Below are 24810 nucleotides of genomic sequence, written 5' to 3'. Positions count from 1 at the left end.
ATAAAAATTTAGATCATATGTTCGTAATGGCGCGGCGTGAAAATGTGAGCCACGCGGCAAAACGGATCTTTTAGATCGTTTCTGGTTAATCTGAATATCAATCGATAAAACTGTGATCCCTGCACGGTTGTAAATATAGTTCACCGTCTACGCTTTTGAACATTATTAAATCTAAAAATCATTTGTTCAATATCGGAGCGATGATGACACCACTTCTCAACGCGCGGAATATCAGCAAGCAGTTCTCAGGCGTGCCGGTCTTAAAAGGCATTGATTTCACGCTGCTTGCGGGGCAGGTGCACGCGCTGATGGGCGGTAACGGCGCGGGAAAATCGACGCTAATGAAGATCATCGCCGGGGTGGAAACGCCGGATAGCGGTGAACTTTCGGTTGCGGGCGAGTCGTTTGCACGGCTTACCCCGGCGCAGGCGCACCGGTTAGGCATTTATCTGGTGCCGCAGGAGCCTCTGCTTTTCCCCAACCTGACCGTGCGGGAAAACATCCTGTTCCGCCTGCCGCGAGAGCGCGATCGGGAAAAGCGGCTGGCGGAGAAACTCCAGCAGCTGCAATGTCAGCTTAATCTCGACGCCACCGCCAGCACCCTGGAAGTGGCGGACCAGCAGATGGTGGAGATCCTGCGCGGGCTGATGCGCAACGCCAGAATTCTGATCCTCGACGAGCCCACGGCCTCGCTGACGCCCGGCGAAACCGAACGGCTGTTTCGCCAGATCCGGGCCTTACAGGCGCTCGGCGTCGGGATTGTCTTTATCTCGCATAAGCTGCCGGAAATCCGCATGCTGTCGAGCCACGTTTCGGTGATGCGCGACGGCGCGGTAGTGCTCAGCGGCGAAACCGCCCAGTTTGACGACAGCGCCCTGATCGCCGCCATGACGCCGGTCAGCCGCGAGAAAGGCTTAAGCGATGCGCAAAAGCTGTGGCTGGCGCTGCCGGGCAACCGCCGCACCCAGCCGCAGGATTTTCCGGTGCTGCGCGTGGAAGATCTCACCGGAGAGGGCTTTATCGATCTCAGCCTGGAGATTTACGCCGGGGAGATCGTCGGCCTTGCCGGACTGGTGGGTTCCGGGCGCACCGAGTTTGCCGAAACGCTCTACGGCCTGCGTCCCGTACGCGGCGGGCGGGTGTGGCTGGAGAGCCGGGAGATCACCACCGATCCGGTGGGTTCACGTCTGGAAAAAGGGCTGGTTTATCTGCCGGAAGACAGGCAGGTGTCTGGCCTGTTTCTCGACGCGCCTGTGCGCTGGAACACGGTGGCGCTGAACGAGCCGTCGCCCTGGCAGCAGCGAAAGCGGGAGTCTGCGGTGGTGGAGCGCTATCACCGGGCGCTGGGGATCAAGCTCAACCATGCGGATCAAACCGTGCGCACACTCTCAGGCGGCAATCAACAGAAGGTGCTGCTGGCGCGCTGCCTGGAGGCCAATCCTTTGTTGCTGATCGTCGATGAGCCGACGCGCGGCGTGGACGTGTCGGCACGCGCCGATATCTACCAGCTCATTAAAAGCGTGGCGGCGCAGAACGTTGCGGTGCTGATGATCTCAAGCGATCTCGATGAATTTCTCGGCCTCGCGGACCGCGTGCTGGTGATGCATCAGGGCGTACTCAGCGGCGAGCTGCCGCGCCACGCCGTCAGCCTCGACCGGATGATGGCGCTGGCGTTTGGAGGTCAATGATGAAGATCTTACTCAAAAACCGCGAGCTGAGCGCGTTTCTCGCCATTCTGGCGCTGTTCGCCGTGCTGGTGGCGCTGAATCCGTCCTACTTCAGCCTGCAAACGCTGGGGATGATCTTCGCCAGCGCGCAGATCCTGATCCTGCTGGCCATCGGCGCCGCGCTGGTGATGCTGACCCGCAATATCGACGTCTCCGTGGGCTCAACCGTCGGGCTGTCCGCCATTGCCGTGGGCGTGGCGCTCAACGGCGGCTACAGCCTGCCCGTTTCCATTCTCTTCGCGCTGTCGATTGGCGCGCTGGCGGGGGCGTTCAACGGTTTTCTGGTGGTGGGCCTGCGCATTCCGGCGATTGTCGCCACCCTCGGTACGCTGGGGCTGTACCGCGGCGCGATGCTGCTCTGGACGGGCGGAAAGTGGATTGAAGGGCTGCCGCCGGGGCTGAAGTCTCTCTCTGAACCTGCCGCCATCGGCATTTCACCGCTCGGCGTGGGAGTGTTGATGCTCGTGGTCGTTGGCGCGTGGACGCTGTCGCGCACCGCGTTCGGGCGTGATTTTTACGCGGTGGGGGATAACCTCGCCGCCGCGCGCCAGCTGGGCGTGGCGGTGAACCGCACGCGCATGATCGCCTTCACCCTCAACGGCATGCTGGCGGCCTGTGCCGGGATTGTCTTTGCCGCGCAGATTGGCTTTGTGCCCAACCAGACCGGCAGCGGGCTGGAGATGAAGGCCATTGCCGCCTGCGTGCTCGGCGGCATTTCGCTGCTGGGCGGCACCGGCACGCTGGTCGGTGCGTTCCTCGGCGCGTTCTTCCTGACTCAAATCGACACCGTGCTGGTGCTGTTCAGGCTGCCGGCGTGGTGGAACGACTTCATCGCCGGGCTGGTGCTGCTGGGCGTGCTGGTGCTCGACGGGCGGCTGCGCCAGGCGCTGTCACGCCATCAGCGGGCGCTGAAGTACGGCCGATTCCAGCCTGGCAACAGAGGGGGAAAGCACGTTACCCCGTTTCCCAAACGCAACAAAGAGGTGGCGTAAATGAGGCTCAACTGGGAAAGCGCGCTGCTGATATTGCTGGTGCTGGAGATCCTGCTCTTCGGCGCCATTAACCCGCGCATGCTCGACGTTAACATGCTGCTGTTCAGCACCAGCGATTTCATCTGCATCGGCATCGTGGCGCTGCCGCTGACGCTGGTGATTATCAGCGGCGGGATCGACATTTCGCTGGGCTCCACCATCGGCCTGTGCGCCATCGCGCTGGGGGTGATGATGCAGGCGGGGTGGCCCATGGCGGTCGCCGTTCCGCTGACGCTGCTGCTTGGCCTGCTGTGCGGACTGGTGAATGCGGCGCTGATCCACTACACCGGCATCAGCCCTTTAGTCATTACCCTCGGCACGCTCTACCTCTACGGCGGCGGCGCGCTGCTGCTCTCCGGCATAGCGGGGGCGACGGGCTACGAGGGCATCGGCGGCTTCCCGGACGGTTTTACCGCGTTCGCTAACCTCACGGTGCTGGGGCTGCCGATCCCGCTGGTGCTGTTCGCGGTGATTACCGCCTTCTTCTGGCTGATTACCCATCGCGGGCGCTTTGGCCGCCATCTGTTTTTGATTGGGCAAAACCCGCGCGCGGCGCGCTATGCGGCGTTGTCGGTGAACGGCATGCCGTACGCGCTGTACGGTCTGGTGGGCGTGGCGTCGGCGGTGGCCGCGCTGGTGATGGTCTCCTATTTCGGCTCTGCGCGTTCGGATCTGGGGCGCGATTTGCTGATGCCCGCGCTCACCGCCGCCGTACTCGGCGGGGCCAATATTTACGGCGGTTCAGGGTCGGTGCTGGGTACGGCGCTGGCGGCGCTGCTGGTGGGGTATCTCCAGCAGGGTTTACAGATGGTCGGCATCCCTAACCAGGTGTCGAGCGCGCTGTCGGGGGCGCTGCTGGTTGTGGTGGTGATGGGACGTTCGCTGAGTCTGCACCGCGAATGGGTGCGATCTCTCTTCAGAAAACTATCCGGAGCGTAAGATGAAAACAAAACTGCTCGTCCTGGCAATGGCTCTCAGCTTCGCTTCGGCGCAGGCGGCGGACCGTATTGCCTTTATCCCCAAGCTGGTGGGCGTGGGTTTCTTCACCAGCGGCGGCAACGGCGCGAAAGAGGCGGGAAAAGATCTTGGCGTGGACGTGACCTACGACGGCCCGACCGAGCCGAGCGTTTCCGGCCAGGTGCAGCTCATCAACAACTTCGTCAACCAGGGCTATAACGCCATTATCGTCTCCGCCGTGTCGCCGGACGGCCTCTGCCCGGCGCTGAAGCGCGCGATGCAGCGCGGCGTAAAGGTACTGACCTGGGATTCCGACACCAAACCGGAGTGCCGCAGCATTTATATCAACCAGGGGACGCCGGAACAGCTGGGCGGCCTGCTGGTGGAGATGGCGGGCAAACAGGTCACCAAACCGAATGCCAAAGTGGCGTTCTTCTACTCCAGCCCCACCGTCACCGACCAGAACCAGTGGGTGAAAGAGGCGAAGGCGAAAATCGAGAAAGATCACCCGCAGTGGCAGGTCGTGACCACCCAGTTTGGCTATAACGACGCCACCAAATCCCTGCAAACCGCCGAGGGGATCTTAAAAGCGTATCCGGATCTGGACGCGATCATCGCCCCGGACGCCAACGCCCTGCCGGCGGCGGCGCAGGCGGCGGAGAACCTGAAGCGGGAAGGGGTGGCGATTGTCGGCTTCAGCACGCCGAACGTCATGCGTCCGTACGTTGAGCGCGGGACGGTGAAGGCCTTCGGCCTGTGGGACGTGGTGCAGCAGGGCAAAATTGCGGTCAACGTCGCCGATCGCCTGTTGAAAAAGGGCGATCTTAACCCTGGCGACAGCGTAGACGTAAAAGGTATCGGGACGCTGAAGGTGGAGCCGAACAGCGTGCAGGGCTATCAGTATGAGGCGAAGGGCAACGGCATCGTGCTGCTGCCGGAGCGGGTGGTGTTCACCAAAGAGAACATCAGCAAATACGATTTCTGACGGGGGAGCAAATGGCTGATTTAGACGACATCAAAGACGGCAAGGATTTTGGCATCGGTACGCCGCAGGTCAACGTACCGTACACCCTGAAGGGCTGCGGCTCGCTCGACTGGGGCATGCAATCCCGGCTTTCGCGCATCTTCAATCCGCAGAGCAACCGCACGGTGATGCTGGCCTTTGACCACGGCTACTTTCAGGGGCCAACTACAGGCCTCGAGCGTATCGATCTCTCTATTGCGCCGCTGTTTGGCGAAACCGACGTGCTGATGTGCACGCGCGGTATCCTCAGGAGCCAGGTGCCCGCCGCGACGAACAAACCGGTGGTGCTGCGCGCCTCCGGCGGTAACTCCATTCTGGGCGAGCTGTCGAACGAGTGCGTGGCGGTGGCGATGGAGGATGCCCTGCGCCTGAACGTCTGCGCGGTGGCGGCGCAGGTGTACATCGGAAGCGAGTTTGAGCATCAGTCTATCAACAACATCATCAAGCTGGTTGACGCGGGCGCGCGCTACGGCATGCCGACGCTGGCGGTAACGGGCGTCGGCAAGGAGATGGCGCGCGACGCGCGCTACTTCTCGCTGGCCAGCCGCATCGCCGCCGAGATGGGGGCGCAGTTCGTCAAAACCTACTACGTGGACGAGGGCTTTGAAAAAGTGACCGCCAGCTGCCCGGTGCCGATCGTCATCGCCGGGGGCAAAAAGCTGCCGGAGCTCGAGGCGCTGGAGATGTGCTGGCGGGCGATTGACCAGGGCGCGTCGGGCGTGGACATGGGGCGCAACATCTTCCAGTCCAGCGCGCCGCTCGCCATGCTGAAGGCGGTGAAAAAAGTGGTTCACGAGAACGTGAGCGCCTGGGAGGCGTTCCAGTTCTGGCAGGAAGAGAAACAGGGAGAAGCAAAATGAACGTGACGTTAGTGGAGATCAACATCAAGCCCGAGCGGGTGGACGAGTTTCTGGAGGTGTTTCGCGCCAACCACGAGGGAGCCATCAGGGAGCCGGGCAACCTGCGCTTTGACGTGTTGCAGGACCCGCGGGTGAAAACCCGGTTCTTTATCTACGAGGCCTATAAGGACGAAGCGGCGGTGCTGGCGCACAAGCAAACCCCGCACTATCTGACGTGCGTGGATAAGCTCGAAGAGCTGATGTCGGAACCGCGCAAAAAGCGCTGTTTCGTCGGGTTGTTGCCGGAGTAACGTTTTGCCCGGTGGCGCTGCGCTTACCGGGCCTGCGCGGTGTGGTGCCGGGTTTGCCCGGTGGCGCTACGCTTACCGGGCCTACGGGTACGGGGTTGTGTTGATTTTGTAGGCCGGGTAAGCGTAGCGCCACCCGGCGTTTTTCAGGCTTCCTCCACGCTTACCCGCAGTGCCGCCAGCGCCTTGCGCGCCGCCTTCAGCACCTGCTCGCACTGCTCAATGGTGAGCGTCAGCGGCGGTTCAATGCGAATGGTTTTCGAGTTGTTGAGCGTTCCTGCCACGAGAACCCGCTGGCGGAACATTTCGCTCGCGAAGCTGTAGCCGATTTCGTTATCAACAAACTCAATCGCCATCAGCATGCCTTTGCCGCGGGCCTCCTGCACCAGGTCCGGGTATTCCCGGCCCAGCTGACGGAAGCCGTCCAGCAGCATATCGCCTTTCTGCTCCGCCTGCGCGGGCAGGTTCTGCTCCAGCAGCACGTTGATGGTCGCCAGCGCCGCCGCACAGGCCAGCGGGTTACCGCCAAAGGTGGTGGTGTGCAGGAACGGATTGTCGAACAGCACGGAGAACACCTCCTCGGTAGCAACCGTCGCGCCAATCGGCATCACGCCGCCGCCGAGCGCTTTTGCCAGGCAGAGAATATCCGGCTGGACGTTCTCGTGCTCGCAGGCAAACATCCTGCCCGTGCGCCCCATCCCGGTCTGCACTTCGTCGAGGATCAGCAGCGCGCCAAACTCATCGCACAGCTGACGCACGGCGGGCAGATAACCCTGCGGAGGCAAAATCACGCCGCCTTCACCCTGAATCGGTTCCAGGATCACCGCCGCCACGTCGTCACCGGTTTTACGGCATTCGCTCAGCACGGTACGCATGGCGTTAATGTCGCCGAACGGCACGTGGCGGAAGCCCGGCAGCAGCGGCATAAACGGCTTGCGGAAAGTGGATTTAGCGGTCGCAGACAGCGCACCCAGGGATTTACCGTGGAACGCGCCGCTGGTGGCAATGAAGGTGAATTTCCCGCGCGGTGACTGGTACGCTTTGGCGAGCTTGATTGCCGCTTCGACCGATTCCGTACCGCTGTTGCTAAAGAAGCTGTACTTCAGCTTGCCGGGCGTTAAGGCCGCCAGCGTTTTCGCGAGCATGGCGCGAAGCGGGTCGAGTAGCTCCTGGCTATGGAGAGGTTGTTTCGCAAGTTGATTCTGTACGGCGGAAACCACAACTGGATTACGGTGCCCCACGTTGAAGATACCAAAACCACCCAGGCAATCAATAAACTCCTGTCCCTGGGTGTCGACAAGCGTATTCAGACTGCCCGCTTGCCACTCTACGGCTCCGTAATCCCCGCCGGCGGTAACAGATTTGCGATACTCCAGAAAACCAGGATTGACGTGCTCTTTAAAGTAATCAATGACCTCTCGGTTAAGTTGTTTCATCTCCTCATGATCGAGCGTTCGCTTTTCAATGAGATTCAGTGCGTGCGCGGTACAGGCAAGAGCCGAGGCGCTGGAAGGTAACCTGTTCAAAATATGCTCCCGGGGATCGCGTATCACATGATACTGAGGTAAGTATTGCAGGGATTACGCCACCTCAGAGGGCTTAACGAAAATCGGGATAAACGCCAGGTTAAATCAAAGTTGCGCAATATTTAATCATGCCATTGCGCGCCGCACGGAATAAGGGATAACGGGTCGGTGATGAGGTTTCAGCAATTGCACTGCTCCAGGGCAGGGAATGCGACGTAAGGGTGCATTACAGGATCATGCTTTGTGGGTAGTTTCATTACGAAAGTATTTTAAATCAATTAATTAGAAAAACGTACGAAAAGTGCGGTTTAACCCGAATTTGCGATCTCAATCATATTTAACAACTAAAGATAAATTTTTTATCGCCGAAAAAACATAAGCCACAAAATTAACATTCAAATAACCTGCAAGGGATGCTCACTATGTCCTCTCCTGACTATGTCACCCAGAATGAATATCCGCTGGACGATGACACCACGCTTATGTCGACCACCGACCTCCACAGCTACATGACCCACACTAACGACACCTTTGTGCAGGTGAGCGGCTTTACGCTCCAGGAGCTGCTTGGGCAGCCGCACAATATCGTGCGCCATCCGGATATGCCGAAAGCGGCTTTTGCCGACATGTGGTACACGCTGCAAAAAGGCGAGCCCTGGAGCGGGATTGTCAAAAACCGACGTAAAAATGGCGATCACTATTGGGTACGCGCGAATGCGGTACCGATGGTGCGTAATGGCCAGAAGACAGGCTATATGTCGATTCGTACTCGCGCCACGGAGGAGGAGATAGCTGCGGTGGAGCCGCTTTACAAGGCGCTCAACGAAGGACGCTGCAAAAAACGCATTCATAAAGGGCTGGTGGTGCGCAAAGGCTGGCTCGGTAAATTACCGGCGATGCCGCTGCGCTGGCGCGTGCGTAGCGTAATGGCGGTACTGTTTGCGGTGATGGCCGCAACGCTGGTTGCCAGTGCTGCGGGATGGACGTCGCTGGTAGCGGCGGCTGTGGTGATGCTGCTTGGCACCCTGGTGTTTGAACAGCAGATCGTCCGCCCGGTTGAAAACGTGGCGCGCCAGGCGCTGAAGGTCGCCACCGGAGAGCGTAACAGCGTTCAGCATCTTAACCGCAGCGACGAGCTGGGCCTGACGCTGCGGGCCGTCGGACAGCTGGGGCTGATGTGCTGCTGGCTGATCAACGACGTGTCCAGCCAGGTCGTGAGCGTGCGTGACGGTAGCGACAGGCTGGCGCAGGGCAATGAAGATCTCAACGACCGCACGCGCCAGACCGTGGCGAACGTGCAGCAGACCGTGGCCACGATGAACCAGATGGCGGCGTCGGTGCAGAGCAACTCTGAGACCGCAGCCGAAGTCGACAAGCTGTCGATGGCCGCCAGCAGCGCGGCCACGCAGGGAGGCACCGTGATGCAGACCGTGGTGAAAACCATGGATGACATTGCCGACAGTACCCAGCGCATTGGCTCAATTACGTCTCTTATCAACGATATCGCCTTCCAGACCAATATTCTGGCGCTGAACGCTGCGGTTGAGGCGGCCCGCGCGGGCGAGCAGGGGAAAGGCTTTGCGGTGGTGGCAGGCGAAGTGCGCCATCTTGCCAGCCGCAGCGCGAATGCGGCGAACGATATTCGCAAGCTGATCGACGCCAGCGCCAGCAAAGTGCAGTCCGGCGCCAGTCAGGTACACGCTGCGGGTCGTACGATGGATGATATTGTCGAGCAGGTGAAAAACGTCACGCAGCTTATCGCGCAGATCAGCCATGCCACCTCCGAGCAGGCCACGGGATTGACCGAGCTGACGCGTGCCGTGGCGGAGCTGGACAGCATTACGCAAAAAAATGCGGACCTGGTCGAAGAGAGCGCACAGATTTCCGCGATGGTTAAGCATCGGGCCGGACGCCTTGAAGATGCGGTTACCGTGCTGCATTAAGAAATGCCTGCTTCGAAAAAGCCGTTTATTCCCCCGGGGGTAAACGGCTTTTTTGTTTTTCAGTATAAGTTATGTTGTTAATGAAATATTAAGTAACTAAAAAAACCTGCCGATTTTTAATTCTTGCGCCCCGACTTTCTTACGAGTGAAAAAGAAAAAAACGATCAAAGTCATAAAGTTAGCAAGTTTTCTTCCGATAACAGCGATCGTCTGAGAAATAATCACATCGATGGGGTAAATATGTTCATACATGACGTAAAGATCGGCACGAAATTATTTCTGGCGTTTGGATTATTTATTGTCCTGATGGTCGTCAGCGCAAGTTTGTCTCTGATGAGCCTGAATCGGGCAAACAATGGAATGCAAACCATCCTTACCAGCGACTATCCAACCACGGTTAAAGCGAACCAGCTAATCGACAACTTCCAGGAATTTATAAGCACACAGCAGCTTATGCTGCTGGACGAACAGGGGACGTACACGACGCAGTCAGAGCAGCGCCTGAAGGCCATCAGCGAGCGCATCACCGCAATCCTGAGCGAGCTGGACAACGCTCTCAAGGATAAGAAATCTCAACAGGCGCTGGCGGATATCCGCGGCGTACGTCAGCAATATCTCGACTCACGCTATCGCATTTTGCAGGCCGTGCAAAATAACGACCGTGCGGCTGCCATAAACGAGATGATGACCAACACCCTGAACCTGCAACAGTCCTACAAAGCGAAAGTGCAGGCGCTGATTGCGATCCAGGACCGGGCAATGCAGAGCGCGGGCGTGCAGGTGGAAGGCGATTTCCGCACCAATCGTCTCCTGCTGATCGTGATTACGCTGTTCAGCGTCGCGGCAGCCAGCCTGATTGGCTGGCTCATTGTGCGATCCATTACGCGACCGCTGAACGACGCGGTGAATTTTGCACAAGCCATAGCCGATGGCGATCTGACGCGCAGCATTACCTCGCACGGTAAAGATGAAACCGGACTGCTTCTTACCGCACTGATGGAGATGAAAACGCGCCTGCTGGAGATTGTGCAGCAGGTGCAGACCGGGTCGGAAAACATCTCCAGCGCCGCCGCGCAGATTGTCGCCGGCAATCAGGATCTGGCCGCGCGCACGGAGGAGCAGGCCAGTTCTGTTGAACAGACGGCGGCGTCGATGGAGCAGATCACCGCCACGGTGAAGAACACCGCCTCGCACACCGGGGAAGCGACCAACCTGTCTGCCGATGCGGCTGCGGTGGTGAAAAACAACGGGGAGATGATGAAGCAGGTTACCAGCAAAATGCGCCTGATTAACGAAACATCGAACCGGATGTCCGACATTATCGACCTGATCGATGCGATTGCCTTCCAGACGAACATTCTGGCGCTCAATGCGGCGGTCGAAGCGGCCCGGGCGGGTGAGCATGGCCGTGGTTTTGCGGTGGTGGCGGGCGAAGTACGCCAGCTCGCGCAGAAGAGTGCGACATCCGCAAGTGAGATCCGCCAGCTGATCGAAAGTTCGACAAGCCAGACGCAGGACGGCATGAACCTTGTGGAGAAAGCCAGCGGGCTTATCAACGGGATGGTCGGTAACGTGGAGGAGATGGACGTTATCCTGCGTGAAATCCGCCAGGCCAGCCACGAGCAGACGGAAGGCATCTCGCAGATCAACAGCGCGATTGGCCTGATAGACGCCACCACCCAGCAGAACTCCGCGCTGGTGGAGGAGTCTGTTGCGGCGGCGGCATCCCTGAACGAACAGGCGATGCACCTGAAAGAGCTGGTGCGCGTGTTCCGCGTGAGCGACGGCGTGCTGGCTTAATCCAGCTGGGAGATCTCCAGCGCCGCGCGGTCAATCACGCCGATAATCTGTTTGAGCTGCGCGTCGCTGAGCTCTCCCTGGTTCACCTTCAGATCCAGCACCGCTTTGAAGTTATCTAAAGCCCGCTTCATCTGCGGGTTCTTGCGCAGCTGGAACCCGACGGAACGCGCCTTGATACGCGTCTGGATCTGCTCCAGCTGTTCCCGGTTAGCTTCCAGCCACTGCTCTCCGGCGGCTTTAATCGCAATCCGCTTACGGCCGTTCTCTTCTTCGGTAATGGCGATCAGCGCCTGATCCTGCAAATAATCCAGCGTCGGGTAAATCACCCCGGGGCTTGGCGTGTAATGACCCTGCGTCAGGTTCTCGATCTCCTTAATCAGCTCGTAACCGTGGCTCGCGCTGCGCGTCAGGATGTCCAGGATCACCAGCCGTAAATCGCCATGGCCAAAAAATCGTGGCCGGCGTCCGCCGCCGTCGTGTTCGTGTCGCATGTTTTTTCCTTAATTTGATATATCTAAACTATATCTTAGATATATTCAGATGCAATCTAAAAAATCTTGATTTCTGAGTTAATAGCAATCATTATCATTAAAAATTTATTCCGATATATCGTATTCACCTGAGAAGGGCATCACCATGGCATCTACCCGTTACCCTCAACGTGTCCGCAACGACCTGCGTTTTCGCGAGCTGAACGTGCTCCGCGCCGGGCGCGTCAGCCCAGGATTTCAGCGCATTGTGTTAGGCGGCGAGGCGCTGGAGGGCTTTAGCTCACGCGGCTTTGACGACCATACCAAAGTCTTTTTCCCGGCACCGGGCACGACCTTCGTGCCGCCTGTCGTCACCGATGAAGGCATTAATTGGGGCGACGGCGTGCGCCCGCAGGCGCGTGACTACACTCCGCTGTACAATGACGAAAAAAATGAGCTGGTGCTCGATTTCTTCGTTCATGATGGCGGCATTGCCAGCAACTGGGCGGTAGAGGCGAAGGCGGGCGACAAGCTGACCATCGGCGGTCCGCGCGGTTCGCTGGTGGTGCCGGAAGATTATGCCTGGCAGCTGTACGTGTGCGACGAGTCGGGCATGCCCGCGCTGCGCCGTCGTCTGGAAGGCATCGCAAAACTGCCGGTTCGCCCGGCGATCCACGCCATCGTCACCGTGGGCGATGCGTCGTATAAAGACTACCTGGCGCACCTGAGCGAGTTCAACATCACCTGGGTTATCGGCCACAGCGAGCAGGCGGTGGCGGAGCAACTGGCCGCGCTGACCGTGCCGGAAGAGGACTACTTTATCTGGCTGACCGGAGAGGGAAAGGTGGTGAAAACCCTGAGCCGTCAGTTTGAAACCGATGCGATTGACCCGCAGCTGGTGCGTGCCAGCGCGTACTGGCACGCAAAGTAGTCAGGCGGCGGGATCCAGCTGCGCTTCGCTCACCTGATGTTCGAGCGAGGCGCATACCTCTTTCAGCGCTTTCTCCTGCTGGGCAAAGTAGGCTTCCATATTGCTGAGCGACGAGACGAGCAGCCAGGATTCTTCCTTCTCCAGCTCTGCCAGTTCGCTCACCAGGGCGTCGATTTGCTCACGCACCTGCGCCATCTTTTTACGAATACGTTCCAGGTCGTTCAGCCTGTCGCTCGCCATCATCGGTTCGAACCCGTGTTGCAGACGGGCGACCAGCGAGCGTATGGCCTTCACGTCGCCGCGCTGTTTGGCCTGGTTGAGTTGCACCATCATCCGGTTGGCTTCTTCTTTTAAGTCATCGGCAACCAGATCCGGGTGGCATAGCTTGCTCGCCTGGCGCCAGAGCCGCTTCAGTTCGTTCCGATCCTCTTCAGAAAGAGCCTTGCCTTTACGCAGGCGCGCTTCGGCATCATGATGCTGTTCGCGATACTTCCTGTACTCTTCGTTGGCCTCATCGCGCGCCTGACGCGCCGGCTCTTCTTCACGCGTTAGTCCGGTCTCCAGCTCCTGCGCTTCGGCCAGCAGGGTGGCAATCAGATGACTTTGCTGCTGAAGATGCTTGCGCGCCTCTGCCGCCTGAACGGAATCCGCAGGCAGTTCTTGCCAGCGCTGGGTGAGCGTCGACAGAACCTCTACGGCCTGCGCCATATAGCGCTGGCAGCGGCGGTAATCCTCTTCCCGGCGACGCGCCTCCGCCTGCTGACGACGCAGGTTTAGCTCCGCCAGCGTTTTACGCAGGACGAGGATCTGCTGCATCAGCGGCCCGAGGCGCGAAAAATAGAGATCGTTGAACTCATCAAGCTGCTGCACCCGGGCGTTACGGCGGTCAATCAGGTCACGCAGGCGCTCCTCCAGGGCTTTCAGCTCCAGCTTGCTGGCCGCCAGCTGCGGATCGCGCCACGGGGCAACGGCACGCTGGCTTTGCAGCCAGGTGGTGATAGCACGGATGGCAGCGGTGTAGTTTTGCTGCTCAAGCGCCGCGACGATGGACAGGAGATCATCGTCAAAGGCTTCATCTTTGAGGCGTTTCAGCTGGCTCTGGATGATGTCGTCATCTTCCAGCTCAATGGCATTTTTAATGATTTCTAGCCGTTTGATCGGTGTGCTCATGATGCCTTTCGCTCTGGCGCTTAAGTATTTGAGTTAAGGGTAGTTGTGGTCAACGCTACAGGAAATAATACACACGGATGATGATCGGCGCGATGGGGGATTTCTTTAGTTTTTAGGGGTTGTGAAGGGGAACCTCAGGGGTCAGCCGGCTGAGGGAGCTACACGGGCAGGCGAGGGGCTTTCATTCGACTGAAATGTGTAGCAGTGTCTGCTCATGCTGCATGTAATTTGTTAGACATGACATGCAAAGTCTTTTCGCTATAGACGGTGGTGTTGCTGGGAATGTCTTTGTTCACAAATGACATAGCGCCGATTACAACGTTGTCACCGATGCGAATCTTATCTGCGATGATGCAGGAACCCGCACCAATACTGACGTTGTTGCCAATTACAATGGATATTGGTCCTTTATTAACATTCGCGCCGGTAATGCCAATCGTGATGTTTTGTCTTATCCGGAGAGAATGACCTATTACAGCCGAACCATTTATTACAATCCCGTGATGATGAGTAATCACCATGCCGGGTCCGATGTGCGCCCCCAACTGAATCTCAGTTCCATATTTGAAAATGAGGTTTCTGTTTAATTTAGCGGCTCGTTTTTTCAGGAACTTGTTGCCCGAGCGATGCCAGTGCGACGCGATGCGCCACCAGAAGTGGAAGCGGCGATCCGGGCATTTGATAGCTTTATGCAGCACACTGAACCACGAAAATGTCTTAGAACTCATCATTACTTCCTGACGTAAGCATTCATGTAAATGAGTTGATCTGGCTTGTTTATCCATTACTTATCTTTCCCTTTCATTTGTCGCGGGAATTTAAAGTCAAAAGTCTACGGAAAGCAACTTTTTGGCGTAGTAGTTATGTGGAGAGGGCTTGTCATAATCTTGAGGGGAGGGAGCACTCTTACTTTTGTGCGACACTTTTGCCTCACCCATGCATTAAGTAACAAAAAAGCCACTCGCGGGAGTGGCTTAACTGGATGATTCTAAAGCTAAAATTTGGTGGCCCCTGCTGGACTTGAACCAGCGACCAAGCGATTATGAGTTAGGACGCAACTTCTTACCTAAAAATACTTATCTATAATTTTCAGTTACTTAATGATTTTTAATTTACTGTATAAATAACCAGAAATACTCTAAAATACTCGTTTGCGGTATCCTATAGGTATCCTAGAGCAAAACAAGCGATTCTCAGGATACCCTGATCGCTTGGTAAGGGGGGGTTGTGGAAACATTCAAATTCACGAAAGCAAAACTCGAAAGTCTGCCACCTGCGGAACGTGGTCAGGTGGAGTATGGTGATACCGTTGTTAACGGACTACGGCTCCGGGTGGGGATAAGTGGCGCGAAGAGCTTCTGTATCTCCAGAAAGCGTAATGGCAAATTTATACGGGCCACCTTAGGCAGATTTCCCGATCTTACTATTGATAATGCCAGGGCAAAGGCTCTCGAACTGCTGGGAGACGTAGCCACTACAGGCAGAAACCCTAACGTCGAAAAGCGCATTAATGAGAAGGCTTTGGTTACGCTTAATGATGCGCTGGACACCTATATCAAAAGCCGTGATGAACGGTTAAGCGCCGATACAGCAAAACAGTATCGTTCCATCCTGCAAAATTTCTCTGGTGACTGGATGAAACAACCAATCGCCTCTATCAGCCGTGAACGGGTGGAAACCAGACACAAAGCCGTTACTGATGGTTCTGTGTGGTTTGGTGCTGATAAATCAACGCTACGCGCAGGGGTTGGAACCGGCAGTAAAGCACAGGCCGATCTCTGGGCTAGGGTGCTTCGTGCTATATACCGCTTCGCGCACGATCATTACCGTGACGAGGAAGGGAAAACGCTTCTTCCGGACCCGCCTACAATGGTACTGAGCACAAAGCGCAAATGGCATGGTACCGTGAGGAAGACTGAACGTATCCGCACCAATGAGCTTGGCAGATGGTTTAGCGCCTTATCGTCCGTGCGAGAGTTTGCCGAACAGGGGCGCGATGATATAGCAGCGGCGGTTTGTGATGCTGTGGAAATGGCTATTTTTACCGGACTGCGTAAGTCTGAAATTTTAGAGCTTAGTTGGGATAGAGTTAATCTTGGAGGCCGATATTTTTGGATTGATACCACAAAAAACGGCGATCCGCTTGAACTCCCCATTACTGAAACTCTACTGAAATTATTTCGCCGCCGAGCCAAGATGAAAGCGGCAGATGGATTATTGGTTTTTCCTGGTGATAAGGGAGTAATTAAAGAGTACAGGCACATTATCGATCGCATAAGTGCTGCCACCGTACCAGAACCAAACCCAGACCTGCTAAAGCCTATCCCTTTCAAATGGCATGACGGCCGCCGAACTTTCGGCACCGTTGCTGAGCTGGTGGGGGTTGGTAATTATATCCTGAAACGCCTGCTCAACCACCGAACGATGAGAAGCGCTGATGTTACCCAGGGCTATCTTCATTTCAGTGCTGATGAACTTATGGAGCCAGCTTCAAGAATAGAACGAGCAATACTTGAATATGCTGGGTTGATTGAAAGTAAAAAAGATATTAATACTCAATTAATGTCTGCTTTGGCGAATCTGAGCGAAGAAGAGAAAAGAAAATTAATCTTCGCAATATCAAATGATAAAAAGGGCTTTAAGCTATGACTCATGGTGAAATGAGTATTAGAGCTACAATTGTGGCTACGTTTATAAACGAGCTTTTTATTGATGGTGCTGATTCTACGGCTATTTCAACCTTGCGCTATGGATTTAAGAATGATACCTCTGCAAGCTTGGCGCGAAATATGGTTAACAATATAATTCATTATTTCGAATGCTCTGATAATCCCATTGAAGAATTTCTCTATTTTATTGGAATTGAGAGCGCTAAAACTGGGGTGGATGACCAGTCAATCAACACATTGTTGTATATGGATGAAAAACAAACACCATTTTTAACCGATATACCATTATCAGGTGATGGAATAACAGCATTGAATGCTGCGCTTGCGTTACATTTTTTAGGAATGAAGAATAACGGTGATAATCTTGCAAGAATTGGCATTAAATTGCTAATGGAAGGTGTTTTTAGTGACGAAATATCCATTAGGGAGTTTAATGAAATAGCGCAAAAGGCGATTTCAGATGCTCAGAGAGAAAAGGCGAAAAGACCCCGTAGCCCATATTATTCAGAGGTTATTGAAGTCATTAAACTAACTTGGGAAAAATATCCTTGTGGTGCAAAAACAGCGCTGCTTGATGCCTTGGCTGCTCATTATCATGGCAAGGTAAGTCGTAACGCATTAGATAACTGGATCTCCCTCTCTGGATTGAGGCCCCCAAAACCAGAAAAATATACACGACTTGAATTAGTATTCCCCCAATAGCTGGCTGCTGGGGGGGCGTTACTGGTTATTGTGTTGTCGCATCCGGCAGTTGAGAACCAGTAGCCTGTTATTGGGCTGATAATTCGCTACCCTATCATGGATATTTATCACCGCTGTTAACCATTAATACACGGTGATAAATATGAAGTTAGTCAATTCTCCTTTCTCGTTAGAGCGCCTTACCCGTGCAGAAGCGGCCGCTTATCTTGGTGTTAATTCTCAAACTCTAGCTAATTGGGCTCATACCGGAAAGGTGGAAATTCCACACCATAAGGTTGGTCGCAAGGTTATCTACATGAGGTCAGATCTCGATAGCTATCTGGCATCAACCCGTCGCACGCAAACAGCCTGAGAATCAGCATGGGAAAATTACCAGAGCTTATCCCGGTTACAGCGGGAAGTATCGACGGGCAACCAGCCGCGCTTGTGAGCGCAAAACGTCTTCATTCTTTTCTTGGCGTTGGGCGTGATTTCACCACATGGATAAAAGGACGCATCAGCCAGTATGGTTTTACTGCTGGCGTAGATTTTACTGTGGTAGAAAATTTGAGCGCCCCCGTTTCGGGGAGCTCAAAATACCGCCAACAAATTGCACATGATTACCTGATCACCATCGACATGGGTAAAGAGCTGGCAATGGTTGAGCGCAACGAAAAAGGGCGGGAGGTTCGCCGCTACTTCATCAACTGCGAACGTCAGGCAAAAGCCGCCGCTAATATCCCGCAGACGTTACCGGACGCCCTGCGCCTTGCTGCTGATCTGGCAGAAAAGGCAAGTGAACTTGAAAACCGGCTGCTGGCCGCTGCGCCAAAAGTTGATTTTGCTGATCGCGTGGCGGAGATCAGCAAGGGTATTTCCATTCCCAACTATGCCAAAGCCGTAGGGCTTGGCCCCATCAAATTATTCGGCTGGATGAGGCAACATGGAATACTCATCAATGGCGGCCAGCGCCACAACTTACCTATGCAGCGTTATATCGATAGCGGTTATTTTGCCGTACGCCAGGGAACGTATGAAACGAATGGCGAGGTAAGAGCCTCATTCACAACGATGCTGACGGGGAAGGGTGAGCAGTGGTTAACGAAGAAACTGATCGCTGATGGTGTATTGCCGGAGGTGCCGAATGCTGACGCTAAATAAAACAAAGGCAGCTTTGCAGAGCTGCCAATGCCACTACGAAAAAATCAAGCAAAGTCAGGATACCAGGGTTAATGCTGGTGGTCAAAGCCTGAGCGCTCCTGTGATTGCAGGAACTGCGCCATTGGCGAGGTTACGTGAAACTACCCAGAAATTGGGCTGTTTAAGGTGTACGGCATTGCCGCATACCCAATCTCCCGAAACTTCGGGAGAACTGGAACAGAGTGCCGGGTGTACTGCAATGCAGCATACCCCGGGAAAATCCCGTAGTTTCGACCGTTATCAAGATATCGGGTATCACTCCTTGTCTGCTTACTTGGCCTTCCTGCGCTGGAGTTCGTCACGAACAACGCTGATAAGTTGTCCGATCTCTTCGGAGGCTTTGACTCCAATCTTTTCTACCTGCGCTAGCGTATCGAGGGAAGAAACAAGGATATTTTCCCCGTTTCCTTCTGCTTGGCGTCGGGCGATCTCCCCGCGCATGGCGGCTACGATGAACGCTGCATTGCTTTCGTCGTTCCGTTTGACGGACTCCATTCCCTCTATGACATCGTGTGGGATGCGGGCGGTTAATGATTGTGACTTCGTGTTTTTGGGGCCTGTAGCCATCTGCAATCCTCCGTATGCTGGTGTAAGACAATATACACAGAATCAGTCTTACACAAAAGCATTGACATGTAAGCCACCTAAAAATAAAGTTACTTACACCTTGATTGATAATCAGGGTACAGAAAAGACGAAGCCCGCTGGCGCTACCAACACCAACGGGCCTCTAACCAAACCGTTATCTGAGGTAACAGCTATGGCTTTCAAGAAGTCTACCCAAACTCGCCCGGAATTTACATGGAGATTTCTCTCCGCTTCTGAGCGCTACCCTACCGCCAAACCATTGGTGATCTACGTCAACGCATCCAGCGAACAGGAAGCCCGCAACACTATGCCGGGGGTAAACCTCATTTTTGCTGCTCGCCTCCCATTCCATGTCTTTCAGGTTGTGGAGGTACGCCATGCGTGAATTAACCAATAAAAGTGCGTCAATAGCCTGTGAACTGGCTGCGTTGTTGATGGTTGTCGAAGAGTGCGACGTTGATCAGGTAGAGCGTGAAAACCTAATCAGCCTGGCCAGACGAGTATCGGATCAACTGGCGGCAAGCATGATAGAGCAGAATTCAAAGGGGGCGATCAATGGATAACCTTTATACCTACAAGAGCGATCAGGACTTATTGACCACTGCTCAAGAGGTTTCGGCTCTTCTTTCGTGTGCAGCTTTTGTAGCTATAGCTAACGATGAAAAGAAGCGCATCCACCTGATGGCTTTAATGGATATTGCATCGCGCTTAGCTGATGATCTGGCTAACGCTTTGGATAAGTCATTCGTCCTTCCAGCTGAAGGGGAACGCAAATGATCAGTAACGTGAAATTCAACGAGCTGGCTAACCGCGTTGATCTGCTGGTTGAAAAGATTTTGCATCTTGAGGCACAGATTAAGTCACTCACCGATAGTCAGGGAGGAGAAATCCCTCCGGGTATGACGCCAGTAGCAACACTGGCCGCTGAATACGGTATCTCAACCAAAAAGGCTGAGGAGCTGGCGAAAAACACAGGGGTGATGCTGGTTAAGCTGAAATCTGGCGGGTTCGTTGCGCCTGATGAAAAGTTCAGGGAAGCGGCGCGGCTGGTGTTGCGCAGTGCTAAGCGCAAATATGGCTCTGCGTACTGGTTCCATCCTCTGATCGGCAAATTCCAGATGAGCGGAGGCATACCAAAATGACGGTACAACTGACAGCTGTAGAAACTGTATCTGATGCCTTGTTCACCTGTTCATATCTATGGGCGCATGGCAAGCAGTACAGTCGCAGCGATTTGGATAAAGCCCTCCACCAGCATAAGGACCCCACTACCCGTTACGGAAAGCTGGTGGCTCGCCTCAACCAGATAGCAGCAATGCCGTATGAGGAGCTTTGTGATGCCGGGTATCTCGACACGGACCGCAAACAAATGATTACCGCGCGGCGTTCTGTGCTGGTGGAAGAGATAGGCGAAGGGGAAATGAATGCCATGCTGTCTGACGTGCAGCGCATTCACCGCGTCTTCCCTGATGCTGGAGCAAAGTTCAGGACAAAGCTGCCTCTCTCTCGCGGTTCTGAGGGCTTTGATATCCGTCAGGACTATATCCTTAAACACTTTCTTCCAGCTCAGTCTCTGTGCAGCATTTACGGCCCAAGCGGTTCGTATAAGAGTTTTCTTGCCGTATCGTGGGCCTGTCACATCGCTGCGGGTCTTCCATGGGCGGGGAAGAAGGTCACTCCCGGCGCGGTGCTGTATGTGGTTGGTGAGGGGGGCGTAGGCGTTCCCCGGCGTATAAAGGCTTGGGAGCAGGCGCACGGCACACAGGCAGACAACCTCTGGCTGGTCAATCGTCCGGTGTTCCCTGTGCGTGAGTCAGAGGTCACAGAAGTTCTTCTGGCTGCCAGGCAGATTGAAGTCGAATGTGGTGTGCCGGTTCGCATGGTGGTGATCGATACGCTGGCCCGTTGTTTTGGGGGGAATGACGAGAACGATGCTCGTGATATGGGGGCGTTTATTGAGGGGTGTGACGTTATCAAACAGAAAACGGGTGCAACGGTGCTGGTAGTTCACCACTCCGGCAAGGATGAAGGGAAAGGCGCTCGCGGTTCCAGTGCTTTCCGTGCTGCGCTTGATACTGAATTTAACGTTAAGCGTGAAGGGGATGGAAAGGCGCTTATTCTGACCTGTACCAAGATGAAAGACGCGGAGGAGCCAGAGCGTAAAGCGTATGACCTGAGAACGGCAGAGCTTTACACCGATGAAGATGGTGAGCTTGTTTGCTCTCTGGTTGTGCACGATCAGCCGAGAGAGGCTAAAGAGGTTGAGCCTGAACTGGCCAATGTCTCCCGTCTTAGCGATAACCACCATGCACTATGGCAGGCAGTACGCAGCCGCACAGCTAAGGGGGAGCCATGCACTATCTCCGTCATTAAAGACGATCTACGTGCAACGCTGGGTGCAGACAAAGTGAGAAAGTCATTCCCGCGCTGGCTGGACAAGCTGGAGAGTGAGCAAATCATTCGCATCGAGGGTGAGAACCTTTACCCAGTAACAGTCGAGTAAATGCGGCGGTAAGTGCGGCACGTGCGGCATTTAGTATGTTTTATGACCAAATGCCGCTCTTAGTCCCTGTATACACGCGCTAAGTGCGGCATTTCACTGAAACCCCCGTCATTACTGGGTTTGCGTAATTTTTTGAGAAAACTGGTGCGGCGCTAAGTGCGGCATTGCTAAACGCGGCGCTAAGTGCGGCATCATGGACAAATCAGGAGTAAGCAAGGGAATTATAAAAACGACTATCGATCTGGCAAAGGGTCATGGCTCAAGCGGAGGAGGTATTAAACCGACTCCAGATGTCGCTTAAATATGGTAAAGATATGCCGGAACGCGGCGAAAAAATTCATTAAGGAGATTTTATGCCAATCACAATACAGGATATTAAAACTCACAAGGACCAATACGGGCTGCATGACCTGGACACGATGAGCACAGAGGAATACCGAAAGGCCTTGTCTGATGGGGCATTCTTCTGGATCGATCACCATGACTTTCTGCGAAGCACTTTATCAGAGGAGATCTTGACTACAAACCGGGAACAATTGGAAACGTTGATTGAATACTTACAAAGCATTAGTGACAAAATGTCATCCTAACCGCAAGTGATGAAAGATGGCCGCTTGTTGGCGGCTATCTATCAATACTTTTCAAGTATGCTTCTTAAATTAGAGTTTAATGTATATTCATAGCCTTTTTGCGGCTGTTCAAAGATGATGGAATCACTGAAATTTCTAAAAATATATTCGCTAGGTGAGTAATGTAATCTTCCATTGCGATCTGTCCATGTTGTTTTTGTGACATCTTTTTCTAAAAGTAATTTAAATGAAGATATTTCCTTTTCAGCCATGGCATTAAACGCTCTGGTTGCAGCGTTTTTTTCCAATTGAGAAATGTCATTATTGAATTTTTTCTCAAGTATATCTTTTGCGATACTTGTTAACGCCACACTCTGTGAGCGTTCTCCTGTTGCAACAACATAGGTGATATTTAAATTGCATAAAGAAAACAACGTAGCACCTTTAGCATGTGAAGCATTATTTTTGCCAATTAGTTTTTTTATTATGTAAAGTTGAAAGACATCCAGTTCATCAATGGAAGAACTAATTTTATCTTTTAGCAATTCTTTTTCACGCTCTTTGTTTTGTTTTTCACTTAGAGCTTGTGCTTCTAATTTTTGTTTCTCTATTTTCTTGGATATCATAGTGTGTATAGTATTAATGACAGAAAACACCAAGCGAATTGAAGTTATTAGGATTAAACTTTGTGGAATCAATTTGGGAACTGGATCTAAAATGAAATGGTCTGGTGAAGATAAGATGATAGCGGCTAAGCAAGTCAGCAATATAGCGATATTCAACCGAACGTCAGTCATTTTTTGTAAGGATTCTAAAAACTCTTTATATCCCTGCATCCACACACCCGTATCAATTTGGAGAGAATTGTAAATTACTTATACCTGATTCTACTCCTTCCTCCTTCTTACTCAAGAGGGGGTTTTATTTAATATTCTCATGTATATCTTGAAGAGTGGCACTCAGACGTGAGCCGCCACTGGCCGTTAAGTCAAGCTGTAGCGAGTACAGCCTGCGAGAGGCAGAAAAAGATTTAACGGCCTCCCCTCCAAGCGCTGGTTTCACGTCTCAACGTTAATTGTTACGGAAACCACTCCATGAAGAAACTACTCGAATTACGCCAGCAGAAAGCCGCACTCAAAACACAGATGCGTTCCATGCTGGACAAAGCCGACACCGAAAAGCGCAGCCTGAACGAAGAAGAGGGCAAAAAGTTCGATGAACTCCGCGCCCAGGCTGATGCGCTTGAAGTTGAAATCACCCGTCTTGAAGCCGTCGCCGACGATCAGCGCAATCTGCCAGGTACTTCCGTTGAAGGTGAGCCAGTAAGCAACGACGAGCTGCGCCACTACATCATGACCGGTGATACCCGCTCTCTCTCCACGCTGGTGCAGGCTGACGGCGGTTATACCGTTATCCCTGAGCTGGACAAAGAGATCATGCGCCAGTTGCAGGATGATAGCGTGATGCGCTCGATCGCAACGGTGAAGACCACCAAAACCAACGAATACCAGAAGCTGGTATCTGTGGGCGGCACTACCGTTCATCGCGGTACCGAAGGTGAGGCACGTACCGAAACCAGTACGCCGAAGATGGAGCGCGTTGATATCAAACTCAACCCGATCTACGCCTACCCGAAAACCACTCAGGAGATTCTCGACTTCTCCGAGGTGGATATTCTGGGCTGGCTGTCTTCTGAAATCGCCGACACCTTCACCGCTACCGAAGAAAGCGACTTTGTGAACGGCGACGGTGATAAAAAATCCAAAGGCTTCCTGTCTTACCCTCGCGCGGCCACTGCCGATAAAACCCGTCCGTTCGGCACGTTGGAGAAGATGGAAGCGGCTGACGTTTCCTCTGATGGCCTGATCGACCTGCTGTATAAGCTGAAAGCCAAATACCGCAAAAACGCCGTATGGGTGATGAACTCCAACACCGCAGCCAAACTGCAAAAGCTGAAAAACGGCAACGGGGATTACATCTGGCGCGATCGTCTGGTTGCCGGTTCTCCCGATACGCTGCTGGGCCGTCCTGTGCAGTATCTGGAAACCATGCCGGATGCGGAGGCAGGTAAAGCATTCCTCGCGGTAGGCGACTTCAAGCGCGGCTATTTCATCGTGGATCACACCACTGGCGTGCGTACCCGCCCTGACAACATCACCGAACCGGGTTTCTACAAGGTGCATACCGATAAATACCTGGGCGGCGGCGTGGTGGACTCCAACGCCATCAAGGTGCTTGAGCTTTCCGGCTCCGGTTCCTGATTTGACGTTTAAGGGGCTGCGGCCCCTTTTTGCCCTCTGTGGAGTCCAGTAATGAAAACCATCGATTTTGAAATCCGTACCTCCGAAGTGAGCGCCAGCAACAAAAAGCTGGTGGGCTATGCCGTGCGCTGGAACAGTCTCTCAGAAATTATCTGGGACGAGTTCCGCGAGCAGTTTGCGCCGGGAGCGTTTAAAGACAGCCTGGCATCCGGTAGCGATGTGCGTGCGCTGTACGAGCATAACTATACCCAGCTGCTGGGCCGCACCAAATCCGGCACGCTGGTGCTGTCCGAAGACGATACCGGGCTGCGCTTCGAGCTGACCCCGCCGAATACCCAGCTTGGCAACGATGTGCTGGAGCTGGTGGAGCGCGGGGATATCTCTGGCATGAGCTTCGGTTTTCGTGCGCTGAAAGAGGCGTGGGATATTGCTCAGTCTCCATACCTGCGCACTGTTACCGCTGCCGAACTGCGGGAGATTACCGTTACCTCTATACCTGCTTATCCTGAGTCTGGCGTGGAAATCGCGCACCGTTCGCTTTTCTCCCAACATCCTGAACTGCGCCGCGCTGGCGATAACCGTCGCCGCTGGGCTGAATTAGCGGGGCTTTGAT

General features: G+C 54.3%; 26 protein-coding genes. 20 read left to right on the top strand and 6 right to left on the bottom strand.

The genetic code is table 11. The annotated features are described in order from the left end of the window. Window positions 1-203: 203 nt before the first annotated feature. Genes lsrA through lsrG form a run of 6 tightly spaced genes read left to right on the top strand, consistent with a single transcriptional unit; the run spans window position 204 to window position 5889 of the window. On the top strand, window positions 204-1688 hold the full coding sequence (gene lsrA, locus IM267_RS14390) for an autoinducer 2 ABC transporter ATP-binding protein LsrA (RefSeq protein WP_193033652.1): 1485 nt from the start codon (window positions 204-206) through the stop codon (window positions 1686-1688). Then, on the top strand, window positions 1688-2719 hold the full coding sequence (gene lsrC / locus IM267_RS14385) for an autoinducer 2 ABC transporter permease LsrC (RefSeq protein WP_193033651.1): 1032 nt from the start codon (window positions 1688-1690) through the stop codon (window positions 2717-2719). Before lsrA ends, lsrC begins: the two co-directional genes overlap by 1 nt. Then, window positions 2720-3697, top strand: a complete 978-nt coding sequence (lsrD, locus tag IM267_RS14380; RefSeq protein ID WP_193033638.1) for an autoinducer 2 ABC transporter permease LsrD — start codon at window positions 2720-2722, stop codon at window positions 3695-3697. 1 nt (window position 3698) lies between these two features. Beyond that, window positions 3699-4700 carry an autoinducer 2 ABC transporter substrate-binding protein LsrB gene (gene lsrB, locus IM267_RS14375; protein ID WP_107533906.1) on the top strand — a complete coding sequence of 334 codons (1002 nt, stop codon included), beginning with the start codon at window positions 3699-3701 and terminating at the stop codon, window positions 4698-4700. Between the two features lie 11 nt (window positions 4701-4711). Next, window positions 4712-5599: a 3-hydroxy-5-phosphonooxypentane-2,4-dione thiolase gene (gene lsrF / locus IM267_RS14370; RefSeq protein WP_193033637.1), complete on the top strand. Its 888-nt coding sequence runs from the start codon at window positions 4712-4714 to the stop codon at window positions 5597-5599. Beyond that, complete coding sequence (gene lsrG / locus IM267_RS14365; protein WP_193033636.1) at window positions 5596-5889, top strand: (4S)-4-hydroxy-5-phosphonooxypentane-2,3-dione isomerase; 294 nt, start codon at window positions 5596-5598, stop codon at window positions 5887-5889. The genes lsrF and lsrG overlap by 4 nt, the downstream gene beginning before the upstream one ends. A 143-nt stretch (window positions 5890-6032) precedes the next feature. Here lsrG and ygjG read toward each other — a convergent pair whose 3' ends face one another. After that, window positions 6033-7412: a putrescine aminotransferase gene (ygjG, locus tag IM267_RS14360; RefSeq protein WP_052682963.1), complete on the bottom strand. Its 1380-nt coding sequence runs from the start codon at window positions 7410-7412 to the stop codon at window positions 6033-6035. 422 nt (window positions 7413-7834) lie between these two features. On the opposite strand from ygjG, the gene IM267_RS14355 reads away from it, so the two are divergent. Then, on the top strand, window positions 7835-9355 hold the full coding sequence (locus tag IM267_RS14355; protein ID WP_193033635.1) for a PAS domain-containing methyl-accepting chemotaxis protein: 1521 nt from the start codon (window positions 7835-7837) through the stop codon (window positions 9353-9355). 240 nt (window positions 9356-9595) lie between these two features. Continuing rightward, window positions 9596-11155 (top strand): methyl-accepting chemotaxis protein, encoded by a 1560-nt coding sequence (locus tag IM267_RS14350; RefSeq protein WP_193033634.1) that lies wholly within the window; start codon window positions 9596-9598, stop codon window positions 11153-11155. On the opposite strand, the gene IM267_RS14345 is transcribed toward IM267_RS14350, so the two are convergent. Beyond that, on the bottom strand, window positions 11152-11646 hold the full coding sequence (locus IM267_RS14345) for a PadR family transcriptional regulator (protein WP_193033633.1): 495 nt from the start codon (window positions 11644-11646) through the stop codon (window positions 11152-11154). The genes IM267_RS14350 and IM267_RS14345 overlap by 4 nt on opposite strands. A 145-nt stretch (window positions 11647-11791) precedes the next feature. Here IM267_RS14345 and IM267_RS14340 point away from each other — a divergent pair, with 145 nt between their 5' ends. Next, window positions 11792-12556: a siderophore-interacting protein gene (locus IM267_RS14340; RefSeq protein ID WP_193033632.1), complete on the top strand. Its 765-nt coding sequence runs from the start codon at window positions 11792-11794 to the stop codon at window positions 12554-12556. Here IM267_RS14340 and IM267_RS14335 read toward each other — a convergent pair whose 3' ends face one another. Together IM267_RS14335 and IM267_RS14330 are read right to left on the bottom strand one after the other, a co-directional pair. Further along, the gene (locus IM267_RS14335; protein ID WP_193033631.1) at window positions 12557-13726 is read right to left on the bottom strand and encodes a DNA repair protein; all 1170 of its coding nucleotides are present in this window, start codon (window positions 13724-13726) and stop codon (window positions 12557-12559) included. It abuts the gene before it with no gap. Window positions 13727-13938: 212 nt separating this feature from the next. Further along, window positions 13939-14511, bottom strand: coding sequence for a serine acetyltransferase (locus IM267_RS14330; RefSeq protein ID WP_193033630.1), 573 nt, complete (start codon window positions 14509-14511; stop codon window positions 13939-13941). A 442-nt stretch (window positions 14512-14953) separates the two neighbouring features. Here IM267_RS14330 and IM267_RS14325 point away from each other — a divergent pair, with 442 nt between their 5' ends. From IM267_RS14325 to IM267_RS14310, 4 genes are all read left to right on the top strand, one after another. Beyond that, window positions 14954-16375, top strand: a complete 1422-nt coding sequence (locus IM267_RS14325; RefSeq protein ID WP_039274488.1) for an integrase family protein — start codon at window positions 14954-14956, stop codon at window positions 16373-16375. Continuing rightward, a complete protein-coding gene (locus IM267_RS21310) occupies window positions 16372-17097 on the top strand; it encodes a hypothetical protein (protein ID WP_226848088.1) in 726 nt (241 codons plus the stop codon). Before IM267_RS14325 ends, IM267_RS21310 begins: the two co-directional genes overlap by 4 nt. Before the next feature lie 142 nt (window positions 17098-17239). Beyond that, window positions 17240-17449: a helix-turn-helix domain-containing protein gene (locus IM267_RS14315; RefSeq protein ID WP_071882736.1), complete on the top strand. Its 210-nt coding sequence runs from the start codon at window positions 17240-17242 to the stop codon at window positions 17447-17449. Window positions 17450-17457: 8 nt separating this feature from the next. Then, a complete protein-coding gene (locus tag IM267_RS14310) occupies window positions 17458-18237 on the top strand; it encodes a phage antirepressor KilAC domain-containing protein (protein WP_039274487.1) in 780 nt (259 codons plus the stop codon). 309 nt (window positions 18238-18546) lie between these two features. On the opposite strand, the gene IM267_RS21305 is transcribed toward IM267_RS14310, so the two are convergent. Next, window positions 18547-18843, bottom strand: a complete 297-nt coding sequence (locus tag IM267_RS21305; protein WP_014072029.1) for a YlcI/YnfO family protein — start codon at window positions 18841-18843, stop codon at window positions 18547-18549. Between IM267_RS21305 and IM267_RS21560 the strand changes: the two genes are divergently transcribed. The 5 genes from IM267_RS21560 to IM267_RS14285 are packed head-to-tail and all read left to right on the top strand — an operon-like array spanning window position 18728 to window position 21367. Continuing rightward, window positions 18728-19249: a host cell division inhibitor Icd-like protein gene (locus IM267_RS21560; protein WP_341474817.1), complete on the top strand. Its 522-nt coding sequence runs from the start codon at window positions 18728-18730 to the stop codon at window positions 19247-19249. The genes IM267_RS21305 and IM267_RS21560 overlap by 116 nt on opposite strands. Continuing rightward, the gene (locus IM267_RS14300) at window positions 19242-19427 is read left to right on the top strand and encodes a hypothetical protein (protein ID WP_014072027.1); all 186 of its coding nucleotides are present in this window, start codon (window positions 19242-19244) and stop codon (window positions 19425-19427) included. The genes IM267_RS21560 and IM267_RS14300 overlap by 8 nt, the downstream gene beginning before the upstream one ends. Next, window positions 19420-19641 carry a hypothetical protein gene (locus IM267_RS14295; protein ID WP_006178882.1) on the top strand — a complete coding sequence of 74 codons (222 nt, stop codon included), beginning with the start codon at window positions 19420-19422 and terminating at the stop codon, window positions 19639-19641. The genes IM267_RS14300 and IM267_RS14295 overlap by 8 nt, the downstream gene beginning before the upstream one ends. Next, entirely contained in the window at window positions 19638-20006 is a 369-nt protein-coding gene (locus IM267_RS14290) for a hypothetical protein (RefSeq protein WP_039274484.1), read from the top strand. The genes IM267_RS14295 and IM267_RS14290 overlap by 4 nt, the downstream gene beginning before the upstream one ends. After that, entirely contained in the window at window positions 20003-21367 is a 1365-nt protein-coding gene (locus IM267_RS14285) for a helicase RepA family protein (RefSeq protein WP_063927086.1), read from the top strand. The genes IM267_RS14290 and IM267_RS14285 overlap by 4 nt, the downstream gene beginning before the upstream one ends. Before the next feature lie 631 nt (window positions 21368-21998). Here IM267_RS14285 and IM267_RS14280 read toward each other — a convergent pair. Next, entirely contained in the window at window positions 21999-22772 is a 774-nt protein-coding gene (locus IM267_RS14280; protein ID WP_039274480.1) for a hypothetical protein, read from the bottom strand. 258 nt (window positions 22773-23030) lie between these two features. Between IM267_RS14280 and IM267_RS14275 the strand changes: the two genes are divergently transcribed. Next, window positions 23031-24197: a phage major capsid protein gene (locus IM267_RS14275; RefSeq protein WP_039274477.1), complete on the top strand. Its 1167-nt coding sequence runs from the start codon at window positions 23031-23033 to the stop codon at window positions 24195-24197. Between the two features lie 51 nt (window positions 24198-24248). Further along, window positions 24249-24809 (top strand): HK97 family phage prohead protease, encoded by a 561-nt coding sequence (locus IM267_RS14270; protein ID WP_039274474.1) that lies wholly within the window; start codon window positions 24249-24251, stop codon window positions 24807-24809. The last annotated feature ends 1 nt before the right edge of the window (window position 24810 follow it).

The organism is Enterobacter cloacae complex sp. P15RS, from assembly GCF_014895905.1.
Taxonomy (GTDB): Bacteria; Pseudomonadota; Gammaproteobacteria; order Enterobacterales; family Enterobacteriaceae; genus Enterobacter; species Enterobacter quasihormaechei.
This window is presented reverse-complemented; position numbering and strand designations above follow the sequence as displayed.